This is a genomic window from Solirubrobacter ginsenosidimutans (assembly GCF_027587205.1).
Map to the genome: position 1 here is coordinate 1 of NZ_JAPDOD010000045.1, position 19631 is coordinate 19631.

At 72.2% G+C, this 19631-nt stretch carries 23 protein-coding genes; 7 read left to right on the plus strand and 16 right to left on the minus strand.

What is annotated here, in order from left to right:
• Window positions 1-720, plus strand: a 720-nt coding sequence (locus OM076_RS33695) for a DUF8832 domain-containing protein (RefSeq protein WP_270044549.1), incomplete at its 5' end; no start/stop codon positions are given.
• On the plus strand, window positions 717-2930 hold the full coding sequence (locus tag OM076_RS33700) for a heavy metal translocating P-type ATPase (RefSeq protein ID WP_270044550.1): 2214 nt from the start codon (window positions 717-719) through the stop codon (window positions 2928-2930). The genes OM076_RS33695 and OM076_RS33700, both read left to right, overlap by 4 nt.
• Here the strand turns inward: OM076_RS33700 and OM076_RS33705 are convergent.
• Genes OM076_RS33705 through OM076_RS33715 form a run of 3 tightly spaced genes read right to left on the minus strand, consistent with a single transcriptional unit; the run spans window position 2899 to window position 5058 of the window.
• Window positions 2899-3561, minus strand: a complete 663-nt coding sequence (locus OM076_RS33705; protein WP_270044551.1) for a GNAT family N-acetyltransferase — start codon at window positions 3559-3561, stop codon at window positions 2899-2901. The genes OM076_RS33700 and OM076_RS33705 overlap by 32 nt on opposite strands.
• A gap of 4 nt (window positions 3562-3565) precedes the next feature.
• Entirely contained in the window at window positions 3566-4003 is a 438-nt protein-coding gene (locus OM076_RS33710) for a nuclear transport factor 2 family protein (RefSeq protein WP_270044552.1), read from the minus strand.
• Window positions 4000-5058, minus strand: coding sequence for a cobalamin-independent methionine synthase II family protein (locus OM076_RS33715; protein WP_270044553.1), 1059 nt, complete (start codon window positions 5056-5058; stop codon window positions 4000-4002). The genes OM076_RS33710 and OM076_RS33715 overlap by 4 nt, the downstream gene beginning before the upstream one ends.
• A 56-nt stretch (window positions 5059-5114) precedes the next feature.
• Between OM076_RS33715 and OM076_RS33720 the strand changes: the two genes are divergently transcribed.
• Both OM076_RS33720 and dapA read left to right on the plus strand, forming a co-directional pair.
• Complete coding sequence (locus tag OM076_RS33720) at window positions 5115-6521, plus strand: fumarylacetoacetate hydrolase family protein (protein ID WP_270044554.1); 1407 nt, start codon at window positions 5115-5117, stop codon at window positions 6519-6521.
• The gene (gene dapA / locus OM076_RS33725) at window positions 6518-7426 is read left to right on the plus strand and encodes a 4-hydroxy-tetrahydrodipicolinate synthase (RefSeq protein WP_270044555.1); all 909 of its coding nucleotides are present in this window, start codon (window positions 6518-6520) and stop codon (window positions 7424-7426) included. The genes OM076_RS33720 and dapA overlap by 4 nt, the downstream gene beginning before the upstream one ends.
• Here the strand turns inward: dapA and OM076_RS33730 are convergent.
• The 11 genes from OM076_RS33730 to OM076_RS33780 all read right to left on the minus strand — a co-directional run bounded on the left by OM076_RS33730 (window position 7423) and on the right by OM076_RS33780 (window position 16424).
• Window positions 7423-8094: a GntR family transcriptional regulator gene (locus OM076_RS33730; protein ID WP_270044556.1), complete on the minus strand. Its 672-nt coding sequence runs from the start codon at window positions 8092-8094 to the stop codon at window positions 7423-7425. The two genes, dapA and OM076_RS33730, sit on opposite strands and share 4 nt — an antisense overlap.
• An 18-nt stretch (window positions 8095-8112) precedes the next feature.
• Complete coding sequence (locus tag OM076_RS46470; protein WP_270044557.1) at window positions 8113-9312, minus strand: cytochrome P450; 1200 nt, start codon at window positions 9310-9312, stop codon at window positions 8113-8115.
• An 8-nt stretch (window positions 9313-9320) separates the two neighbouring features.
• Entirely contained in the window at window positions 9321-10181 is an 861-nt protein-coding gene (locus OM076_RS33740; RefSeq protein WP_270044558.1) for an NAD(P)-dependent oxidoreductase, read from the minus strand.
• Window positions 10182-10260: 79 nt separating this feature from the next.
• Window positions 10261-10644, minus strand: coding sequence for a carboxymuconolactone decarboxylase family protein (locus OM076_RS33745; protein ID WP_270044559.1), 384 nt, complete (start codon window positions 10642-10644; stop codon window positions 10261-10263).
• Window positions 10645-10663: 19 nt separating this feature from the next.
• The gene (locus tag OM076_RS33750; protein WP_372518113.1) at window positions 10664-12145 is read right to left on the minus strand and encodes an aldehyde dehydrogenase family protein; all 1482 of its coding nucleotides are present in this window, start codon (window positions 12143-12145) and stop codon (window positions 10664-10666) included.
• 8 nt (window positions 12146-12153) lie between these two features.
• Window positions 12154-13629 carry a GMC oxidoreductase gene (locus tag OM076_RS33755; RefSeq protein ID WP_270044561.1) on the minus strand — a complete coding sequence of 492 codons (1476 nt, stop codon included), beginning with the start codon at window positions 13627-13629 and terminating at the stop codon, window positions 12154-12156.
• Window positions 13626-13946 carry a gluconate 2-dehydrogenase subunit 3 family protein gene (locus OM076_RS33760; protein ID WP_270044562.1) on the minus strand — a complete coding sequence of 107 codons (321 nt, stop codon included), beginning with the start codon at window positions 13944-13946 and terminating at the stop codon, window positions 13626-13628. The genes OM076_RS33755 and OM076_RS33760 overlap by 4 nt, the downstream gene beginning before the upstream one ends.
• Entirely contained in the window at window positions 13943-14743 is an 801-nt protein-coding gene (locus tag OM076_RS33765) for an N-acyl homoserine lactonase family protein (RefSeq protein ID WP_270044563.1), read from the minus strand. Before OM076_RS33765 ends, OM076_RS33760 begins: the two co-directional genes overlap by 4 nt.
• Window positions 14740-15627 (minus strand): SMP-30/gluconolactonase/LRE family protein, encoded by an 888-nt coding sequence (locus OM076_RS33770; RefSeq protein ID WP_270044564.1) that lies wholly within the window; start codon window positions 15625-15627, stop codon window positions 14740-14742. The genes OM076_RS33765 and OM076_RS33770 overlap by 4 nt, the downstream gene beginning before the upstream one ends.
• Window positions 15628-16095: a nuclear transport factor 2 family protein gene (locus OM076_RS33775; protein ID WP_270044565.1), complete on the minus strand. Its 468-nt coding sequence runs from the start codon at window positions 16093-16095 to the stop codon at window positions 15628-15630. It lies immediately after the preceding gene.
• Entirely contained in the window at window positions 16092-16424 is a 333-nt protein-coding gene (locus OM076_RS33780) for a hypothetical protein (protein ID WP_270044566.1), read from the minus strand. The genes OM076_RS33775 and OM076_RS33780 overlap by 4 nt, the downstream gene beginning before the upstream one ends.
• A 29-nt stretch (window positions 16425-16453) precedes the next feature.
• Here OM076_RS33780 and OM076_RS33785 point away from each other — a divergent pair, with 29 nt between their 5' ends.
• Entirely contained in the window at window positions 16454-17338 is an 885-nt protein-coding gene (locus OM076_RS33785; protein ID WP_270044568.1) for an alpha/beta hydrolase, read from the plus strand.
• On the opposite strand, the gene OM076_RS33790 is transcribed toward OM076_RS33785, so the two are convergent.
• A complete protein-coding gene (locus OM076_RS33790) occupies window positions 17323-18090 on the minus strand; it encodes an SDR family NAD(P)-dependent oxidoreductase (protein ID WP_270044570.1) in 768 nt (255 codons plus the stop codon). The two genes, OM076_RS33785 and OM076_RS33790, sit on opposite strands and share 16 nt — an antisense overlap.
• Entirely contained in the window at window positions 18074-18454 is a 381-nt protein-coding gene (locus OM076_RS33795) for a hypothetical protein (RefSeq protein ID WP_270044571.1), read from the minus strand. Before OM076_RS33795 ends, OM076_RS33790 begins: the two co-directional genes overlap by 17 nt.
• 28 nt (window positions 18455-18482) lie before the next feature.
• On the opposite strand from OM076_RS33795, the gene OM076_RS33800 reads away from it, so the two are divergent.
• Window positions 18483-19304 (plus strand): TIGR03620 family F420-dependent LLM class oxidoreductase, encoded by an 822-nt coding sequence (locus tag OM076_RS33800; protein WP_270044572.1) that lies wholly within the window; start codon window positions 18483-18485, stop codon window positions 19302-19304.
• 11 nt (window positions 19305-19315) lie between these two features.
• Window positions 19316-19618: an EthD family reductase gene (locus tag OM076_RS33805; protein WP_270044573.1), complete on the plus strand. Its 303-nt coding sequence runs from the start codon at window positions 19316-19318 to the stop codon at window positions 19616-19618.
• The last annotated feature ends 13 nt before the right edge of the window (window positions 19619-19631 follow it).

Sequence of the window (19631 nt, forward strand, 5' to 3'; positions counted from 1 at the left end):
CACGGCGCGGCCGACGCGGCGACGGGCGGCCACGGCGGCCCTGCCGCCGCCGGCCATGGCGCGGCCGACGGCGTGCGCGGACTCGCCGTCGCCGACGGCGGGCTGCGCCTCGCGCTCGGCTCGACCTCGCTGCCGCGCGGGTCCGCCACCACGTTGCGGTTCGCCGTCGATGACGCTCGCGGTCCCGTGCGCGACTTCGAGGTCACGCACGAGAAGCCGATGCACCTGATCGTGGTGCGGCGCGATGGGCGGGGGTTCCAGCATCTGCATCCGACGCTCGGCGCCGATGGCACGTGGAGCGCGCCGATCACGCTCGCCGACGCCGGGGCGTATCGCGTCTTCGCGGACTTTCAGCGCGGCGGCGAGCCGCGCACGCTGGCGGCGGACCTGACGGTCGACGGCGCGGCGACCTACGCGCCGCTGCCCGCCGCGAACACGGTCACGCAGACCGACGGGTACACCGTCAAGCTGAACCCGCGCGGCTCCGAGCTCGTCTTCGCGATCTCCAAGGGCGGCAAGCCGGTCGCCACCGAGCCGTACCTCGGCGCCGGCGGTCACCTGGTGGCGCTGCGCGAGGGCGATCTCGCCTTCCTGCACGTGCATCCCACCGAGGAGCAGGGCGTCGCGTTCGAGGCGGATCTGGATACCTCTACCCGGTATCGGTTGTACCTGCAGTTCAAGCACGACGGCCGGGTTCACACCGCGGAGTTCACGCGATGAGCGCGACGATCGAGCTGCCAATCACGGGCATGACGTGCGCGTCGTGCGCGAACCGGATCGAGCGCAAGCTGAACAAGCTCGACGGCGTCCAGGCGAGCGTCAACTACGCCACCGAGAAGGCGACGGTCGACTATGACCCGGCGGCCGTGGAGCCCGAGGCGCTGGTGGGCGCGGTCGAGGCCGCGGGCTATCACGCGGTGCTGCCGGCCGAGGAGCCCGAAGCACCCGGCACGGTCGACGAGCTCGCCTCTCTTCGTTTCCGGCTGATCCTGTCGGCGATCCTCTCGCTGCCGGTCCTGCTGGTCTCGATGATCGGAGCACTGCAGTTCGACAACTGGCAGTGGCTCGCGCTCAACCTCGCCACGCCCGTGGTGCTCTGGGGCGCGTTCCCGTTCCACAAAGCGGCGTGGACGAACCTGCGCCACGGCACCGCGACGATGGACACGCTGATCAGCCTCGGCACACTCGCCGCGTGGCTGTGGTCGCTCTACGCCCTGATCTTCGGCGACGCCGGCATGGCCGGCATGCGGATGAGCTTCGACCTGATCCCCGAGCAGGGCGAGGGGGCGAACCACATCTACCTGGAGACGGCCGCGGTCGTCACCACGTTCATCCTCGCCGGCCGCTACTTCGAGGCCAAGGCCAAGCGCAGCGCCGGCGCCGCGTTGAAGGCGCTGCTCGAGCTCGGCGCCAAGGACGTCACGCTCGCCGACGGGCGGACCGTTTCCGTCGAGGCCTTGAAGGTCGGCGACGTCTTCCTCGTCCGCCCGGGCGAGAAGGTCGCGACCGACGGCGTCGTCGAAGAGGGCCGCTCGGCGGTCGACATGAGCCTGCTGACGGGCGAGCCGGTCCCGGTCGAGGTCGGCCCCGGGGCGGAGGTCGCGGGCGCGACGGTCAACGCCGGCGGGCGCCTGCTCGTGCGCGCCACCAAGGTCGGCGCCGACACCGCGCTGGCGCAGATCGCGCGGCTCGTCACGGCCGCCCAGACCGGCAAGGCGCCGGTGCAGCGGCTCGCCGATCGCGTCGCGGGCGTGTTCGTCCCGGTCGTGATCGCGCTCTCAGTCGCCACGCTCGGCTTCTGGCTCGGCACGGGCGAGAGCGCGACGTTCGCGTTCACCGCCGCCGTCGCCGTGCTGATCATCGCCTGCCCGTGCGCCCTCGGCCTCGCCACGCCGGTCGCGCTGATGGTCGGCACGGGCCGCGGCGCCCAACTCGGCCTGCTGATCAAGGGCCCGGAGGTGCTCGAGTCCACCCGCCGCGTCGACACGATCGTCCTCGACAAGACCGGCACCGTGACGAGCGGCAAGATGTCCCTCGTCGAGGTCGTCGGCGACGACGACGCGCTGCGCCTGGTCGGCTCGCTCGAGCACTTCTCCGAGCACCCGATCGCCCGCGCGATCGCCGCCGCGGCGCCGGAACTGGCGGCGGTGGACGAGTTCGAAGCGCACGAAGGCCTGGGCGTCGAAGGCGTCGTGGCCGGGCGTCACGTCGTCGCCGGCCGCCCCGCGTTCGTCGCGCGCTCGCTTGGTAAGCCAGAGGCTTACCAAGGCATCACCCCCGCGCTCGCCGAGGCCGTGCGCGCTGCCGAGGCCCGCGGGCACACCGCGATCGTCGGCGGCTGGGACGGCGAGGCCAAGGCGGTCTTCGTCGTCGCCGACACGGTCAAGCCGAGCTCGAAGCCCGCGATCGCGCGCCTGCGCGCCCTCGGCCTCACCCCGATCCTGCTCACCGGCGACAACGCCACCACCGCCCGCGCCGTCGCGCAAGAAGTGGGCATCGACGAGGTGATCGCGGAGGTCATGCCCGCCGAGAAGGCCGACGTCATCCGCCGCCTGCAGGCCGAAGGCCGCGTCGTGGCGATGGCCGGCGACGGCGTCAACGACGCGCCCGCCCTCGCGCAGGCCGACCTCGGCCTCGCGATCGGCACCGGCACCGACGTGGCGATCGAAGCCTCCGACCTGACGCTGGTCTCCGGCGACCTCAACGCCGCCGCCGACGCCATCCGCCTCTCCCGCGCCACGCTGCGCACGATCAAGCAGAACCTCGTGTGGGCGTTCGGCTACAACGTCGCCGCCATCCCGCTGGCCGCGGTCGGCCTGCTCAACCCGGTGATCGCGGGCCTCGCGATGGCGCTCTCGAGCCTCAGCGTCGTCTTCAACGCGTTGCGCCTGCGCGGGTTCAAGGCAGGATCGACGCGCGCAGCGTCGTGACCGTGCGGAAGCCGAGCCGCTCGTAGACGCCGTACCCGTCGGGGCTGGCCTGGAGCGTCGCGGTGCGCATGCCGTCGGCCGAGGCCTCGGCCAGCGCCGCGCCGACTACCCACGCCGCGAGGCCCTGGCGGCGGTAGGCGGCGCCGGTGGCGACGTACTGGACGCTCACGTCGTCGCCGAGCCGCAGCGTCAGCGCGACGCACGCCCATTCACCGTCGACCCGCACGCCATGCGTGTGCACGCGCGGATCGCCGATCGCGGCGACCAGCGGGCCGAGCCGATCCGCCTGACCGTACGCCAGGTCGTTGAGCTCCCCGACCGCCGCCGGCGGCGGCGCCTCGACCGCGTCCTCGCGGGGCGCCCGCCAGCCGTCGAGGACGAGCCCCATGCACGGCATCTCGGCCTCCGCCGGCGCGGCCTCGGTGCTCCAGACGCAATGCGGCGCGCCGGTCAGGTCGGCGCCGGGAGCGGCGACCGCCGCGTCGATCCAGTGGTTGTCCGTCGCCCACGGCACCCGCGCGCCGACGAGACCGGGTGCGCGGATCTCGCTCGCTCCCCCGACGCCGGTCCGTCCGAGGCAGGCGAGCGTCTCCGCGAACCCGTCGATCGAGCGCCGCGCCAGCTCCTGCACGCCGTCAGGGTAGGGGGATGTCGCACGGCGCCGCGCGGCGGGCGAACCGCCAGCCCGCGGCGGTCCGGCGCAGCGAATCCTCGTAGTGCCCGACGAGCGACAGCTGCGGCTGGTCGCCGGGCCCGCGGGTGAGGTAGACCCACGTGCTGAGTGCCGTGGCGCGGTCGCCGTCCACGGCGATCTCCACGTTGGTCACGAGGTGGCGATCGTCGCCCGCCGCCACGCTCAGGGCGCCCTCCGCCTGGAGCTCCGCCAGCATCGCCAGGATCTCGGCGCGCCCGCGCACGCTCCGCCCGTCGGTGACGAACTCGCCGTCGTCGCCGAACAGGTCGGCGTAGGCCTCGAACTCCTTCTCGTCGAGCGCGCGGCGGTACGCCGTCAGCAGCGCGCGGATCGCCTCGCGGTCCTCGAGCGCCTGCAGCCGCTCCTCGACGGAGCTCACGCGTTGCCCCAGACGTCGGTCGCGACCTGCACGACGAGCTCGAGCTTCGCGCGCTGCGCGTCGTAGGTGATCGCGTTGCCCTCGGCGTTGGACCCGAACCCGCACTGGGTGGAGAGCGCGAGCCGCTCGAGTGGCATGAACGCCGCCGCCTCCTCGATCCGCGCCTTGAGCTCGTCCCCGCTCTCCATGTCCGAGCGCTTGGTCGTGACGAGGCCGAGCACGACGGTCTGGTCCTCGCGCGCGTGGCGCAGCGGCGCGAACCCGCCCGAGCGCTCGTCGTCGTACTCCAGCAGCAGCCGGTCGGCGACCGTGTGCGGGAAGATCGCGGCGGCGAACTCGTCGTAGGGCTCGGTGCCGGTGAAGTGGCTGCGGTCGTTGCCGCGGCAGATGTGCAGCGACTTCGTGACGCCCTCGACGCCGTCGAACACGCGGTTGTCGGTCTCGACGAGGCGGCGCAGGGTGGCGTTGCGGTCGGTCACGTCCGCGACGAGCTTCTGGATGTAGGCGTAGTGCGGCGCGTCGAGCTGGATGTGGTCGACGCCCGCCGCGGCCAGGGCGCGCGCGTCCTCGTTGAGCAGCTCGATCAGGTGCTCCCGGTAGGCCTCGCGGTCGGGGTACGCCTTGTCCGAGACGCCATCCGTAAAGTAGTTCACCAGCAGCGACGGAGGCGGCATCGTCACCTTCACGAGCCGCTTCGTCCGCGGGCGCAGGAACGCGACCTCGTAGTCGGCGAGCGTGCCGATCCGCTTCAGCCGGGCGACGGGCGTCGGCGTGCGCAGCTCGTGCTCGACGCCCTCCTCGTCGCGGTGATGGCGGACGAAGCCGAGCGGGTCGATGCCTTCGAGCAGCACCTCGACGGTCGAGAAGAAGAACCGGCGGCGGTACTCGCCGTCGGTGACGATCTGCAGCCCAGCATCCTCCTGGAGCTGCACCGCCTCCTCGATCGCCCGGTCCTCGACGACGCGCAGCTCATCCGGCGTCAGGCCGTCGTGACGGGCATCCAGCAGGTACGGCGGGCGCAGCAGGCTGCCGAGGTTGTCGGCGCGGACGGTCATCGTTTCTCTCCTCCGATTCGATATCTGCATCGGAAAACGTATAGGATCTTCTATCGGTGACGCCACCACCTGCCTCGAAGATCATCGCCGTGCACCTGAACTACCGCAGCCGCGCGGCGCAGCGCGGCCGGACTCCGGCGGTACCGTCCTACTTCCTCAAGCCGCCGTCGTCACTCGCGGCCGACGGCGATGTCGTCGTCCGCCCGCGCGGCACGGAGCTGCTCGCGTTCGAGGGCGAGGTCGCCGTCGTCATCGGCACGCGGGCGCGCCAGGTCACGCCCGAGGACGGCGCGCGGCACATCGGCTGGATCGCGCCCGCCAACGACGTCGGGCTCTACGACCTGCGCTGGGCCGATCGGGGCTCGAATCTGATGGCCAAGGGCCACGACGGATACACGCCGCTCGGCGCCCCGACGGCGGTCGACGGATTCGACCTCGATGCGCTGACCCTGCGCACGCGGGTCAACGGCGAGGTCGTGCAGGAGGACTCGACGGCGAACCTCATCTTCCCCTTCGGCCTCCTCGTCGCTGACCTCTCCCGCTTCGTCACGCTCGAGCCCGGCGACGTGATCCTCACCGGCACGCCCGCCGGCTCGCGGCCGGTCGAGCCGGGCGACGAGATCGAGGTGGAGCTCGAGGGTGTCGGTCGCGTGCGCAACCGCGTGGTCGAGTCCGACGAGCCGCTGGCCGGTCACGGCGCGCAGCCCAAGGTCTCCGCCGCGGTGCGCGGCGAGGCCTGGGGGACGGGCGCCCCGCGCCCGTACACGCTGTCCGAGCCGGCGCGCCAAGCGCTCCTCGAGGTCTCGACCGCGACGCTCACGACGCAATTGCGCTCGCGCGGGATCGCCAACACGTTCATGGCCGGCTTGCGCCCCACGCGTCCGGATCAGCGACTGCTCGGCTACGCCTACACGCTGCGCTACGTCCCGCTGCGCGAGGACGTCCGCGACGCCGACACCGCGGAATTGAACGCCCAGAAGCGCGCCGTCGAGTCGATCGGGCCGAACGAGGTGCTCGTGATCGACGCGCGCGGGGAGCCGGGCGCCGGCACGATCGGCGACATTCTCGCCGCGCGTGCGCTCGCCCGCGGCGCGACCGGGATCGTGACCGACGGCGGGCTGCGCGACAGCCCGGCGCTCGCCGCCCTGGACATTCCCACCTACTACCAGGCGCCGCACGCCGCCGTGCTCGGCCTGCTGCACTTCCCGCTCGAGGTCAACGTGCCGATCGCCTGCGGCGGCACGCTGGTCGTGCCCGGTGACGTGATGGTCGGCGACGCCGAGGGCGTGCTGGTCATCCCCGCGGCGCTCGCCGAGGACGTCGCGCGCGACGCGCTCGAGCAGGAGCACCGCGAGGCGTGGGCGCTCGAGCGCGTCAAGGCCGGCGAGTCGATTCGCGGGATCTATCCGCTGTCGCCGGCGCGTCGTCCCGACTACGAGCACTGGCACGAGGAGCAGCCATGACATTCGCCGCAGATCCGACGTGCATCCGGGGCGCGATCACGCCGCTCGTGACGCCGTTCGCGCCCGACGGATCGCTGGACCTGGACAGCATCGCGCCGCTGATCGAGTGGCAGCTCGAGCAGGGCACGCACGGCATCTCGGTCGGCGGGTCGACCGGCGAGCCGACCTCGATGACGATCGAGGAGCGGATCGCGGTGATGCGCGCGGCCGCGAGCGCGATCGACGGTCGCGTGCCGTTCCTGCCCGGCACCGGCAGCGCGTTGATGAGCGAGACGCTCGAGCTGACGGCCGAGGCGGAGCGGCTCGGCGCCGCCGGCGCGCTCGTCGTCACGCCGTATTACGGCCGCGCGCAGCAGCAGGGCCTGTTCGACTGGTACGCGCGCGTCGCGGGCGAGTTCCCGGACTTCCCGCTGCTGGTCTACAACGTGCCGGTGCGCGCGGCGGTCGACATCACGCCCGCCACCGTCGGCCGGCTGCGCCGCGCCCACGACAACATCGTCGGCATCAAGGAGACCACGCGCGACTTCGAGCACGTCTCCTACGTGCTCAGCGAATGCGGCCGCGACTTCATCGCGTTGTCCGGAATCGAGCTGCTCTGCTACCCGATGCTCGTGCTCGGCGGGCGCGGGCACCTCAGCTGCGCCGGCAACTTCGCGCCGCGCATCGTCGCCGACCTCTACGACGCCTTCGTGGCGGGCGATCACGATCGTGCGCGCGAGTTGCACTACGCGCTGCACCCGCTCGTCGAGGCCGCGTTCACGGAGACCAACCCCGTGCCCGCCAAGTGGGTCATGGAGCGGATGGGCCGGCTGCCGTCGGGCTTCGCCCGCGAGCCGCTCTCCGCGCTCAGCGAGGCGTCGCAGCAGCGCGTCGCCGCGCTCCTGGACGCGCACGCACTCGCCTAAGCGTGCTCTTTCTGCCAGGCGCGGAAGCTCTCGACCGTGTGCAGCTTGTGTTGGCGCGCGGCCGCTTCGATCGCGTCAGATGGCGCACCTGCTGACAGCAGCTCGATCAGCCCGCGGTGCTCGCTGACGGACTCGGCGCCGCGGTACGGGATCTGGATGAAGACGGTCCGGCGGATCGCGTCCAGGCGGCGGGCGACGTCGTGCAGCATCGATACCAGCGCGGCGTTCGGGCAGCGCTGGTGGATCAGCGCGTGGAACTCCTGGTTGAGGCGGCCGAAGGTCAGCGAGTCCATCTGCTCCATCGCCCGGATCATGCGCTCGTTGATCTCCGTCAGCTGCTCGATGTCCGCGGCGGTGAGCTCGGGCGCCGCGAGCGCGGTCGCGTAGCCCTCGAGGATCGCCAGGACGGTCATCTCCTCGTCGAAGACGCCGGGCTCGGCGGGCGCCACCTGCGCGCCGGCGTTGGGCCGGTAGATGACGAGTCCTTCGGCCTCGAGCCGCCGGATCGCCTCGCGTACGGGGAGCGCCGACACCTCGAACTCCTCGGCCAGCGAATCGATCACGACGCGGTATCCGGGGCCGTAGGCGCCGCTCAAGATCCGCTCGCGCACCTCGCGGTACACGCGCTCCTGCTTGGTGAGGTTCTTGGGCTTTGGTGTAGGGGCCATGACTCGGCGAGGCGTACGCTAGCGCGACCAGATGGAGTGCAGGCGAGTATGCCCGCGGAACACCCACCCGCGGATCTCGGGCGGACTGTCGAGATCGGCCGCGAGCGCGTCCAGGCGCCCGAACAGCGCCGGCAGCGCCGCCCCGCCGATCTGGGCGCGGGCCATCCAGACGCCGAGGCAGAAGTGATGCCCGACGCCGAACGACACCGTGCGCTGCTTGGGCCGGTGGACGTCGAAGCGGTCCGGATCCTCCCAGTGGCGCTCGTCGCGGTTGGCCGCGGCGACCAGCAACCCGAGCCGCGCGCCCGGCTCGAGCACGGTGTCCGCCAGCCGGACCGGCTTGGCGACCTGGCGCGGGAACATGGCCAGCGGCGACATCCAGCGCAGCGCCTCCTCGGTGATCGTCGGCCACGCGGTCGGGTCGGCCAGCGCCAGCGCGCGCGCCTCCGGGTGGGTCAGCAGTGCCCAGATCGCGAACCCGAGTCCGTCGCGCGGCTCGTTGAGGCCACCGCCGATCATCAGCTTGGTGTTGGCGATGATCTCCTCGCGGGTCAGCGGCCGGCCGTCGCCGTCAGCGTGCACCATCGCGCTGATCACGGAGTGGTCGGGCGTGGCGCGCACGCGCTCGATCGCCGCGTCCGTGGCCATGTCGACCTGGCTCGCGGCGATCTCACCCACCGCCCACACGTCCGGGTCGTCGGCGTAGTTGGCGGTCGCGTCCATCAGCGCCTGCGACCAGAACTGCAGGTCGCGGTCCGTCGCGTCGGCGAAGCCGAGGACGCGCGCCAGGCAACGGGCCGCGAACGGGCCGCAGAACTCCGTCATCAGATCGGCGGCGCCGCGGTCCGCGAAGCCGTCGATCAGGTCGTCGGCGATGTGGCGGAACTCCGGCAGCCAGTGGCGCTCGATCGCCTGCGGGCTGAGGGCGGACTGCGCCGCGCGGCGCAGCCGCCGGTGCTCGGCGCCGTCGCTGCGCAGCATCGTGCGCCCCATCACCCGCGTCTGCAGCGACGCCTCCTCCATCGCCGTGAAGGCGTCCGAGTCGCGCTCGACGGCGTCGACGTCGTCCCAGCGCGTGACCAACCAGCGGCCGGCGGCCTCCACCCACACCACGCCCTCGTCGCGCAGCCGCCGGTAGATCGGGTACGGGTTCTGCTCGAGGGCGGACAGCGAGATCTCGCCGTCGTCCGACGGCCCCAGACCATGTCGCTCACGCACCAACGCGCTCACGGAACGGTCTCCCGCGCGTACCACGGCTTGTGCGCCTCGGAGTGGTCGGCGCCGGGCGGGAGCTCGGCGATCGCCTGCGCCCAGCGCTCGTTGACGAGCTCGAGCGCCGGCGCGTCGATCCCGGCGCTGCGCGCGATGTCGGCCGCGATCGCGACGTCCTTGGCCAGCAGACCGGCGGCGAAGCCGGTCGCGTAGCGGCCCGGCACGACGTGCTCGGCGTACACGTGCTCGGTGCTGAAGCTGCGCCCGGTCGACGTGTTGACGACCGAGATCAGCGTCTCCGGGTCCAGCCCATAGGCCTGTCCGATGGCGAGCGCCTCGGCGGTCGCCGCGTAGGCGGCGGCCGCGAGGTAGTTGTTGAGCGCCTTCAGCGCGTGCCCGGCACCGAGCGGCCCAACGCGGAAGACGCGGTCGCCGAGCGCCTCCAGCACGGGCAGCGCCCGGGCGACCGCGTCCTCGTCGTCGGACCCCACCATGATCGAGAGCGTCCCCGTCTCGGCCCGCGGCACGCCGCCCGACACGGGCGCGTCGATGAGCGCGACGCCCAGGACGGCGCCGAGCGCACGGGTCGCCGTCGGGTTCGAGGAGCTCATGTCGACGACGACCGCCGACGGGTCCAGCACCGCGGCGATCCCCCACCCGAGCAGCGCGTCGCGCACGATGCCGTCGTTCGGCAGCATCGTCACGACGACGTCGCAGCCGGCGAATGCCTCGGGCGAGCCGGCGTCGCCGCCGAACTCCTCCCCGCGCGCCGGATCGGCGTCGCGCACGACCAGCGCGAAGCCGGCGGCCGCGAGGTTGCGGGCCATCGGCCGCCCCATGTTGCCGAGGCCGACGAAGCCGACGAGGGCGGTCATCGCGCCACCTCGGCCGGGAGAATCGCCCTCTGGGCGATTGCTCCCAGCGAAGCGAGCCCGCAGGGCGAGGCTTCGCCGGTCACAGTTCGCCCAGTTCGGTGAGCACGGCTTCGGCGTTGCGGAACGCGTCGACCGCCGCCGGGATGCCGCAGTAGATCGCGGAGTGCAGCAGCACCTCCCGGATCTGCTCGATCGTCACGCCGTTGGCCAGCGCGCCCTGTACGTGGACGCGGATCTCGTGTGAGCGACCGAGGGCGATCAGCATCCCGATCGTCAGCATGCTGCGGATGTCGTGGCTGAGCTCCTGCTCGCGTCCCCACGTCTCGCCGAAGCAGTAGACCGTGACGAGATCCTCGAGCGGGCGGCTGAACGGCGTCGCCGCCTCGACCTTGTCGCGCGCGCCCGCGGGGCCCCACATCTTCTCGCGGATCTCGATCCCGCGCTCGAACAGTTGCTCGTTCATTCGGTGCAATCCCTTCCGCTCAGAGCGTGAGCGTGACCGTCTTCTCTTCGGTGTTGGCCTCGATCCCGGCCCAGCCGAGCTCGCGTCCGACGCCGCTTGACCGCATGCCGCCCCACGGCGTCCGCGGGTCCGGCGGCGCGCCGCCGTTGATCCACACGCTGCCGGCGCGCACGCGCGCGGCGACCTGGTGCGCCTTGGAGATGTCGCGCGTCCACACGTACGCGGCGAGGCCGTAGCGCGTGTCGTTGGCCTGCGCGATCGCGTCGTCGACGTCGTCGAACGAGCGCACGAGGCCGACCGGGCCGAAGATCTCGTCGCGCGCGATTCCGATGTCGGCGTCGCCGCCGGCGAAGATCGTCGGCTGCACGAAGTACCCGGGCCGCTCTGGCCGCTCGCCGCCGGCGACGAGCTCGGCGCCCTGTTCGCGCCCCTGGGCGATGTAGCCGGTGACGCGGTCGAGCTGGCGCGCGTTGATCAGCGCGCCCATCGTCGTCCCCGCGTCGAACGGGTCGCCGAGCGAGACCGCGCGCGCCGCGTCGGCGAGGCCGGCGACGACGTCGTCGTAGCGCTCGCGCGCGACGAGGATCCGCGTGCCGGCGGCGCACACCTCGCCCTGGTTGGCCCACAGCCCGATCGCGACGCCGGGGACGACCGCCGCGGGGTCGGCGTCGGCGAGGATGATCTGCGGCGACTTGCCGCCGAGCTCGAGCGTCACGCGCTTGAAGTCGCGCGCCGCCTGGATCCCGACCTCGCGACCCACCTCGGGGCTGCCGGTGAACGAGACCTTGTCGACGCCGGGGTGGGCGACGAGCGCGGCGCCCGCCGTCGCGCCCAGGCCGGGGATGACGTTGACGACGCCGGCCGGGAAGCCGGCCTCCTCGATCAGCTTCGCCAGGTGCAGCGTGCTCAGCGGCGCGTCCTCGGCCGGCTTGAGCACGAGCGTGTTGCCGGCCGCGAGCGCGGGCGCGAGCTTCCAGGCGGCGATCAGCGTCGGCGCGTTCCACGCGGTGATCGCGCCGACGACGCCGACGGGCTCGCGGATCGTGTACGCCTGGCGCTGCTGGCCGAAGAACGGCAGCGGCGTGATCCAGCGGCCCTCGATCTTGTCGGCCCAGCCCGCGAAGTGGCGGAACACGTCGACGACGTTCGGGAGGTCGACGAGCCGCGGCTCGTACGCCGGACGGCCGACGTCGAAGCCCTCGAGCGTCGCGAGCAGCTCGATGTCGCGCTCGATCAGGTCGGCGAGCCGGAACAGCAACAGGCCGCGGTCGGCGGGCGTGAGCTGCGCCCACGCGCCTCCGTCGGACTGGGCGCGCGCGGCCCGCACGGCGGCGTCGACGTCCTCGGCGCCGGCCGCGGCGACCGTGGCCAGGTGCTGCTCATAGGCGGGGGCGACGACGTCGAACGTCGCATCGTTCGCGGCGTCGCGCCATTCGCCGCCGATGAACAACTGGGTCGGCACCTCGGGGACGGCGACGCCGCCGATCTCCCGCGCCGTCATGACGCTGCTCATGCGCTCTCCTCGAACACCGTGGGTTTCCTATCGGAAAACATATCTGATGTTGTCAACCGCGTCGCGGTCCGCCAGGCCAGCGCCTGCACGGTGAGCGTCGGGTTGACGCCTCCGGTCGAGCAGAACAGCGACGCGCCGAGCACGCCGAGGTTCTCCAGACCGTGCACGAAGCCCCAGCGATCAACCACCGAGGTCGCGGGGTCGTCGCCCATCCGCGTGCCGCCGTAGCAGTGGCGCGCGTCGACCGACGGCTCGTCCGGCGCCCAGGTGAGGTCGGCGCCGGCCTCGCGCAGCCACTCCGTCATCCGCGCGCGCAGGAACGCGAAGCCACGCCGCTCGTGCTCGCCGAGACGGTGCGTGACGCGCACGACGGGCACGCCGTACGGGTCGCGCTGGTGCGGGTCCAGATCGAGCCGGTTGTGCTCGTACGGCAGCGTCTCCAGTTGCCCGCTGACCGTGCCGACCGACTGCGCGTTGGCCTGCAGCCACGCCTTCCACGCCGCGCCCCAGCGCGGCACCGACGGCGGGTGCAGGTTCGACGCCGCGATCGGCTTGAACTCGTGCGACGCGGTCAGCATGCCGGCCTCGAAGTCGCGCACGCAGGTGGCCTGCGACCACAGGCCGCTGAACAGGTTGAGCCGGCGGCCCGGGAAGCGGCCGCAGACGTTGGGCGTGCCATGCGCCATGTAGCCCGCGCCGACCTGGTCGCCGCCGAGGCCGGAGAGCAGCAGCAGGCGCACGTTCTCGTAGACGAAGCCGCCGAGCAGGACCGCGCCGGCGGGCTGGAAGAGCACCCGCCCGTCCTGCACGTAGGTGACGCCGGTGACGCGGCCGCGGCGCGCCTCGATCCGCACCACGCGCGCGCCGGTGCGGACGTGCAGCCGCCCGGTCGCCTCCGCGCGCGGGATCACGGTCGCGTCGGTCGAGCCCTTGGCCGTGACGTGGCAGCCGTTGCACGTGCAGAAGCCGCAGTACGTGCAGCGGGCGGCGTCGATCGCCGCCGGCGCGGCGTGCGGGTGCCAGCCGAGCCGCGTCGCCGCGTCGCTCATCAGCTCGGTCCAGCCGGTGCGGCGCAGGTCGCGGGTGACGCCGATCGTGCGCTCGGTCAGCGCGTAGTAGGGCTCCAGCTCGGCGTAGTCGATCGGCCAGTGGCGGAAGTCCCAGGAATCCAACCGCGCGCTCAGGCCCGGATAGTGCAGCGTCGAGCCGCCGACGCCGTTGGCCATCAGCATCGGGTACGGCGAGGGGCCGGACGGCTGGTCGGCTGAGTGGCGGAAGGTGGGGAGCTCGCCGCGGGCCTTGGGCTCGGCAAGCCACTCGCGCACGTCGTTGCGGATCTCGTCGAAGGTCATCTCCGCGGCGCTGCGCCGCGGGCCGGCCTCGAGCGCGACGACCTCCGCGCCGGCCGCGGTCAGCACGTGCGCGGCGATGCCGCCCGCGCCGCCGAGCCCGACGAGCACGACGTCGGTCATATCAAGGCTTGGTCGGCCGCCGTCCACACCGGCCGCGGCCCGGGGTAGCCGAGCAGCTTCCAGCCCACGCGGTCGATGTTCCCGCCGTAGGACGGGTCGCCGAACATGCCTTGACGGGCGTGTGCGAGGAGCGGGTCGAACAGGTCCGGGCGCTCGCGTTCGAGCTCGGCGAGGAGCGCGTCCTGATCGGCGGCGTCCTCGAACCCGGCGAGCGCCTCGAGCGCCCCGGAGAAGGCGGCCCGGTGCGCCTCCATGTAGCGATCGACGCCCGCCTCGCACGCGCCCGGGATCAGCCGTTCCGCGATCGCCGCGATCACGAATAGAACTCGGGGGCTCGCTTGAATTCGTCCCACAGGCCCGGGTCGTGACCGGTGACGACGATCGCGTCGCGCCGCCAGGCGAGCCGCTTCAGCCGGCTCAGTGAGCGCGCGGTGTCGGACGCCGAGACCATGAACCCCGGGAGCGCGCCGTTGTCCCAGTGGTCGCGCGCGTTGGCCGCGTCGCCGCACAGGAGATAGGTCTCGCCGCTGGGCAGGTTGACCTCGAACGACATGTGCCCTGGCGAGTGCCCGGGCGAGCGCCAGCCGATCAGCGTGCCGTCGCCGTAGACGTCGTAGCCGTCTTCTGCGTCCTCGAGCAGCGCCCAGGGCACGCCCGGCTTGGCGTAGTCGGCGAGCACGTAGCTGATGCGGGCGAGCGGGTCCGGCGCGTGCGCGAACTCGTGCTCGGTGCGCGTCACCAGCACCTCGGCGTTCGGGAGCCGGTCGATCACCGCGACCGCGCCGGTGTGATCGAGGTGCAGGTGCGTCTGGACGACCCAGCGGATGCTCGCCGGGTCGATGCCGACGCGCTCCAGCGACGGCAGCAGGGCCTGCTCGGGCCGCATCACCGGGGTCGACATCTCCGTGATCGGCCCCCAGTGCTTGGCCGCGTCGACGGCCACCTCCGGCGGGTTGCCGCCGTCGATGATCGCGTTCCCGCGCGGGTGGGTGATGACGAAGTAGGGCGTCGGCGTGGTGATCATCTCGCCGCCGCCGCCCTTGCCGAACGTGAAGTTGCGCAGCGGGAGATGCGTGATGCCGCCGTCGAACATGTACAGCCGGATCTCGGTCATGAGCCCGGGAGCGGTGGCGGCCCGACGAGCGTGCGCACGACGTGGACCGTGGTCGAGGTCATCAGGAACAGCGAGTGCAGGTCCTCGCCGCCCCAGGCGATGCTGCCGCACACCTCCGGCGTGGCGACGGTGCCGAGGTGCTCGCCGTCGGGCGTGAGCACCCAGACGCCGCCCGGCCCGGTGACCCAGACGTTGCCGTGCTCGTCGCACTCCATGCCGTCGACGTTGCCCTGGCCGGGCACGCCGCTGCCGATGCCGGACGCGAACATGCGGCCGTTGCGCAGCGAGCCGTCCGGCTCGACGTCGAACACCTTGACCTCGCGCGCGCTGGAGTCGTTGACGTAGAGCAGCGACTCGTCCGGCGAGAACGTGATCCCGTTGGGCTGGTCGAACTCGTCCTCGGCGACGACGAGGTGCAGCTCGCCGTCGGGTGCGATCCGGTAGACGCCGCGGTAGCCGAGCGGTTTGCTGCGCTCCAGGCCGATCCAGTCGTTCCAGCGCCCGTAGTCCGGGTCGGTGAAGTAGATGCTGCCGTCGAGCCCGCGCGTGACGAGGTCGTTCGGGCTGTTGAGGTACGTGCCGCGGTAGTGGTAGGCGAGCACCTCGCGGTGCCCGTTCTCGAAGCGCGCCACGCAGCTCGACAGGCCCTCGCAGGCGACGATCCGGCCCTCGCGGTCGAGCGCGAGCCCGCTCGCCTTGAACATCGGCGAAAGCGCCACCTCCATGCCGCGCTCCTCGCTCCAGCGCCAGCGCGTGTCGCTCGGGATGTCGACGAACTCCAGGCAGCCCTGCGAGGCGACCCACACCGGACCCTCGGTGAACTGGTAGCCGTCACCCAGGCGGCGCAGCTCCGCGCCCGGCTCGATCAGATCGGCGAGCTCCATCTAGTCCCCTCCCGTGCGCATGGTGGCGCCGCTGACCCCCACCGCCGTCACGGACATCGGCGGCGGCCCGGGCTTGTACTGGAGCGGCGTCTCTTCGCGCCGCGCGAACAACCAGCGCCCGTCGCGCCGCACCAGCGTGTCGTGGTAGCGGGCGACGATCGCGTTCTCGAAGTTCTGCGGGATCCAGACGACGTCCGTGTCCGCCGAGGCGCTCTCGCCGTCGGGGGAGAGCTCGATCAGCGGCGGCGAGTTCATGTGCTTGCCGGCGTAGTCGTCGGGCAGGCACGTGGTCAGGAACTCGAGCATCGCCTCGCGCGGCTCGAAGGCCTCGCCGTCGACGACGAACGCCGCGTCTTCGGTCCAGAGCGAGCCGAACCGCTCCCAGTCGTGGTCGTCGAAGCTGATGGCGTACGTCGCGATCAACGCCCGGATCTCCTCGATCGACTGCAGCCGATCGACGGTGCTCATGGGTCGATCCGGTCGCTCAGCGCCGAGCAGTCCCAACTCTGGAACGTGATCTCGCGGAACCACTCCGGCAGCTGGATCATCCCGAGCCCGATGCGGCGGTCGAGGTCGTCGCGCCACACCTGCTGTTCGTCCTCGTACTCGTAGAGCGCGAGGTGCGACAAGGGCGCGTCGTCGCCGCGCGACGGCGTGATCGCGAACCGGCGGGCGCTGACGAAGCCCGGCGATTGGATGTTTTCGCGCGCGTGGACGTCGTACCAACGCTGGTACTCGTCGTCGGAGACGCGATCCGGCGGCTTGCTGAACACCAGGTAGAGCTTGCGCGTTCCCATGCAGGCGATCCTATAGCATTTGATAGAGGATGACACTCGACATTGAGACGAAGTCCCTCTTGGACGAGCTGCCGGCCGGCGACGGGGAGCTGACCGTCGAAGGGATGCGGGCGTTCGGCGCCGAGATGGCGCGCCGGTTCGGGAGCGGTCCGGAGATGGCGCGGGTCGAGCGCCACACGGTTGGCGACGGCCTGGAGCTGCGCGTACTCGTGCCACACGCGGCGTCGCGAGCCGTGCTCGTCTTCTTCCACGGCGGCGGCTGGGTGGCCGGGTCGCTCGACGAGGTCGAGACGCTCGGCCGGACGCTCGCCGACCGCGCCGCGTGCACGGTCGTGCTCGCCGAGTACCGCCTGGCCCCCGAGCATCCGTTCCCGGCGGCGGTCGACGACGCGTGGACCGCGCTCCTCTGGGCCGCGGAATACTCTGCCGGGTTGCCGTTGATCGTCGCGGGTGACAGCTCGGGCGGCAACCTCGCCGCGGTCGTCGCGCAGCGGTCCGCGCACGCGGGACCGAAGGTCGCGCTCCAGATCCTGATCGAGCCGGCGACCGACGCCGACACCGAGACCGCGTCCTATCGCGATCCCGCCAACCAGCTGATCGTGACCCGCGAGCTGATGCTGTGGTTCTTCGAACGCTACGCGCCGGGCGCTCAGCGCGACCCGCGGCTCGCGCCGTTGCGGGCGCCGAGCCTGGCGGGCGCCCCGCCGGCGGTCGTGCTGACGGCCGAGCACGACGTGCTGCGCGACGAGGGCGAGGCCTACGCCGAGCGCCTGCGCGCGGCGGGCGTGGACGTCTCGCACAAGCGCTTCGCAGGGCAGATGCACGGCTTCTTCGGCCAGATCGGCGTGCTGCCGGGGAGCGCGGCGGGCCTCGACTACGTCGTCGCGGCGATCGAGCGCTACTGCGCGGTGTAGCCGCCGTCCACGACGAGGGTCGAGCCGGTCGCGAACGTCGACCGCCCGCTGGCCAGGAACAGCACCGCGTCGGCGATCTCGTCGGGACGCGCGAGGCGCCCGTTGGGATGCCCGTGGCGCACGGGAGCATCGGCGAACGGGTCGTTCTCCATCCGCGCGAACGAGTCGTTCATCGGCGTCGCCACGGTGCCGGGGGCGACCGCGTTGACGCGGATGCCGGACGTCGCGTACTCGAGCGCCGCGGTGCGCGTGAGCCCGATCACCCCGTGCTTGGCGGTCGTGTACGGGCTCGTGCCGGGCGCGCCGACCAGCCCGGCGGCGGACGAGGTGTTGACGATCACGCCGTCCCGGCGGGCGTACATGTGACGCAACTGGGCGCGCATGCACAGCCAGACGCCCTTGAGGTTGACGCCGATGACCCGGTCCCAGGAACCCTCCGGGGTCTCGTGGAACCACCCGACGGGCTCGATCACGCCCGCGTTGTTGAAGGCCACGTCGATGCGCCCGTGCTCGACGGCCACCTCGTCGTGCGCGTCATCGACCTCGGCGCTGTCGCTGACGTCGACGACGTGCGTGGTGGCGCGACCGCCGGCCGCGACGATCTCCTCCCGCACCGAGTGCAGGCCGCCGGCGTCGCGGTCGACCAGCGCGAGCGTCGCCCCTTCGCCGGCGAAGGCCTTGGCCGTCGCGCGGCCGATCCCCGACGCCGCGCCGGTGACCAGGACGACCTTGCCCTCAAGCCCGAGGTCCATGGCGCTCCTCTCCCAGCGGCTGGCCGTTCCACGACGCGAACTGGACCTGGTCCCACCACTCCGGGAGCGGCAGCGCACCCGCGTCCGAGTCCTTGAGGTCCGCGTAGGAGTCGCGCGAGCCCATCCCGGCGCGCTCGAGCTCGGCGACCGCCTCGCGCGGGTCGCCGTCGGTCTCGTAGACGCAGATGAAGCGGTGCGGAAGGCCCGCTTCGCCGACGACCGGCTCGAGCTGGAAGCGGCGCGCGGAACGAAAGCCCTTGACCGACAGGATCTCGTCCAGGTGTGCGTCGTACCAGCGGTTGAATTCCGCGTCCGACACGCCCGGAGGGGGCTGAGCGACGACGATGTGAATGCCGCGAATCATCACGACGATCCTATACGATTTGCTTTACATGTGGAACGGACGAGTCGGTGTGTGGAGTCGCGAGTTGCGGTTCAGCCGCGATCGAGAGGACGCGCGCGACGCGGCGGCGGAGCTCGAAGAGCTCGGCTACGCGGCGCTGTGGATCCCTGACGTGGGCGGCGACGTGTTCGGCGCGTGCGAGGAATTGCTCGCCGCGACGCGCTCGATCCCCCTGCTCACGGGCATCCTCAACATCTGGATGCACGACGCGGCGGAGGTCGCGGCACGGTCCGCGGCGCTGGGCGAGCGCTTCACCCTCGGCCTCGGCGCGAGCCACGAGGCGGTGATCGGCGAGCGCTACGCGAAGCCCCTGTCCGCGATGCGCGCCTATCTCGACGAGTTGGACGTTCTCGGATCGGGCGACCGCCTGCTGGCCGCGCTGGGGCCGAAGATGCTCGAGCTCTCGCGCACCCGCGCGGCCGGCGCGCACCCGTATCTCGTGCCGGTCGAGCACACCCGGCAGGCGCGCGAGATCCTCGGGCCGGACCGTGCGCTCGCGGTCGAGCAGGGCGTCGTGCTGGCGCCGGACCGCGCCGCCGCCCGCGCGCACGTCGCGGCGTACCTCGAACTGCCCAACTACGTCGCCAACCTGCGTCGCCTCGGATACGGCGACGCGGACTTCGCGGGCGGCGGCAGCGACGCGCTCGTCGACGCGCTGGTCGCGTGGGGTGACGAGGAGGCGATCGCCGAGCGCGTGCGCGCGCAGCTCGAGGCGGGCGCGGACCACGTCTGCATCCAGGTGATCGACGCCGTCGACGACACGCCGCCCCGCGACGCATGGCGCCGGATCGCTCCGGCCCTGATCGTATAGGTTTTCCAATCATGATCAAGCTCACCGTGCTGTACGGCCATCCCGAAGACCCGGCGGCGTTCGAAAAGCACTTCGACGAGCGCCACATCCCCCTCGTCGAGAAGATGCCGAACCTGCGCCGCTTCGAGAAGGCGCTCGTGGTGGCGACGCCCGACGGCAGCCCGCCGCCGTATTACCGCGTCGTCGAGCTCTACTTCGACAGCGAAGAGGAGTTGCAGGCCTCGATGGCGACGCCGGAAGGCCGCGCGCCGGGCGAGGACGTGCCCAACTACGCGACCGGCGGAGCGACGGTGTTGATCGCCGCGCTTGACTGAATCGATCAGAAAA

Coding starts and splice junctions, on each gene's coding strand:
- OM076_RS33700 (WP_270044550.1), top strand. CDS start 717: ATGAGCGCGACGATCGAGCTGCCAATCACGGGCATGACGTGCGCGTCG.
- OM076_RS33715 (WP_270044553.1), bottom strand. CDS start 5,058: ATGACCGTCCGCGCCGACAACCTCGGCAGCCTGCTGCGCCCGCCGTAC.
- dapA (WP_270044555.1), top strand. CDS start 6,518: ATGACATTCGCCGCAGATCCGACGTGCATCCGGGGCGCGATCACGCCG.
- OM076_RS33730 (WP_270044556.1), bottom strand. CDS start 8,094: ATGGCCCCTACACCAAAGCCCAAGAACCTCACCAAGCAGGAGCGCGTG.
- OM076_RS33740 (WP_270044558.1), bottom strand. CDS start 10,181: ATGACCGCCCTCGTCGGCTTCGTCGGCCTCGGCAACATGGGGCGGCCG.
- OM076_RS33745 (WP_270044559.1), bottom strand. CDS start 10,644: ATGAACGAGCAACTGTTCGAGCGCGGGATCGAGATCCGCGAGAAGATG.
- OM076_RS33750 (WP_372518113.1), bottom strand. CDS start 12,145: ATGACGGCGCGGGAGATCGGCGGCGTCGCCGTCCCCGAGGTGCCGACC.
- OM076_RS33755 (WP_270044561.1), bottom strand. CDS start 13,629: ATGACCGACGTCGTGCTCGTCGGGCTCGGCGGCGCGGGCGGCATCGCC.
- OM076_RS33765 (WP_270044563.1), bottom strand. CDS start 14,743: ATGACCGAGATCCGGCTGTACATGTTCGACGGCGGCATCACGCATCTC.
- OM076_RS33770 (WP_270044564.1), bottom strand. CDS start 15,627: ATGGAGCTCGCCGATCTGATCGAGCCGGGCGCGGAGCTGCGCCGCCTG.
- OM076_RS33775 (WP_270044565.1), bottom strand. CDS start 16,095: ATGAGCACCGTCGATCGGCTGCAGTCGATCGAGGAGATCCGGGCGTTG.
- OM076_RS33780 (WP_270044566.1), bottom strand. CDS start 16,424: ATGGGAACGCGCAAGCTCTACCTGGTGTTCAGCAAGCCGCCGGATCGC.
- OM076_RS33785 (WP_270044568.1), top strand. CDS start 16,454: ATGACACTCGACATTGAGACGAAGTCCCTCTTGGACGAGCTGCCGGCC.
- OM076_RS33790 (WP_270044570.1), bottom strand. CDS start 18,090: ATGGACCTCGGGCTTGAGGGCAAGGTCGTCCTGGTCACCGGCGCGGCG.
- OM076_RS33795 (WP_270044571.1), bottom strand. CDS start 18,454: ATGATTCGCGGCATTCACATCGTCGTCGCTCAGCCCCCTCCGGGCGTG.
- OM076_RS33800 (WP_270044572.1), top strand. CDS start 18,483: ATGTGGAACGGACGAGTCGGTGTGTGGAGTCGCGAGTTGCGGTTCAGC.
- OM076_RS33805 (WP_270044573.1), top strand. CDS start 19,316: ATGATCAAGCTCACCGTGCTGTACGGCCATCCCGAAGACCCGGCGGCG.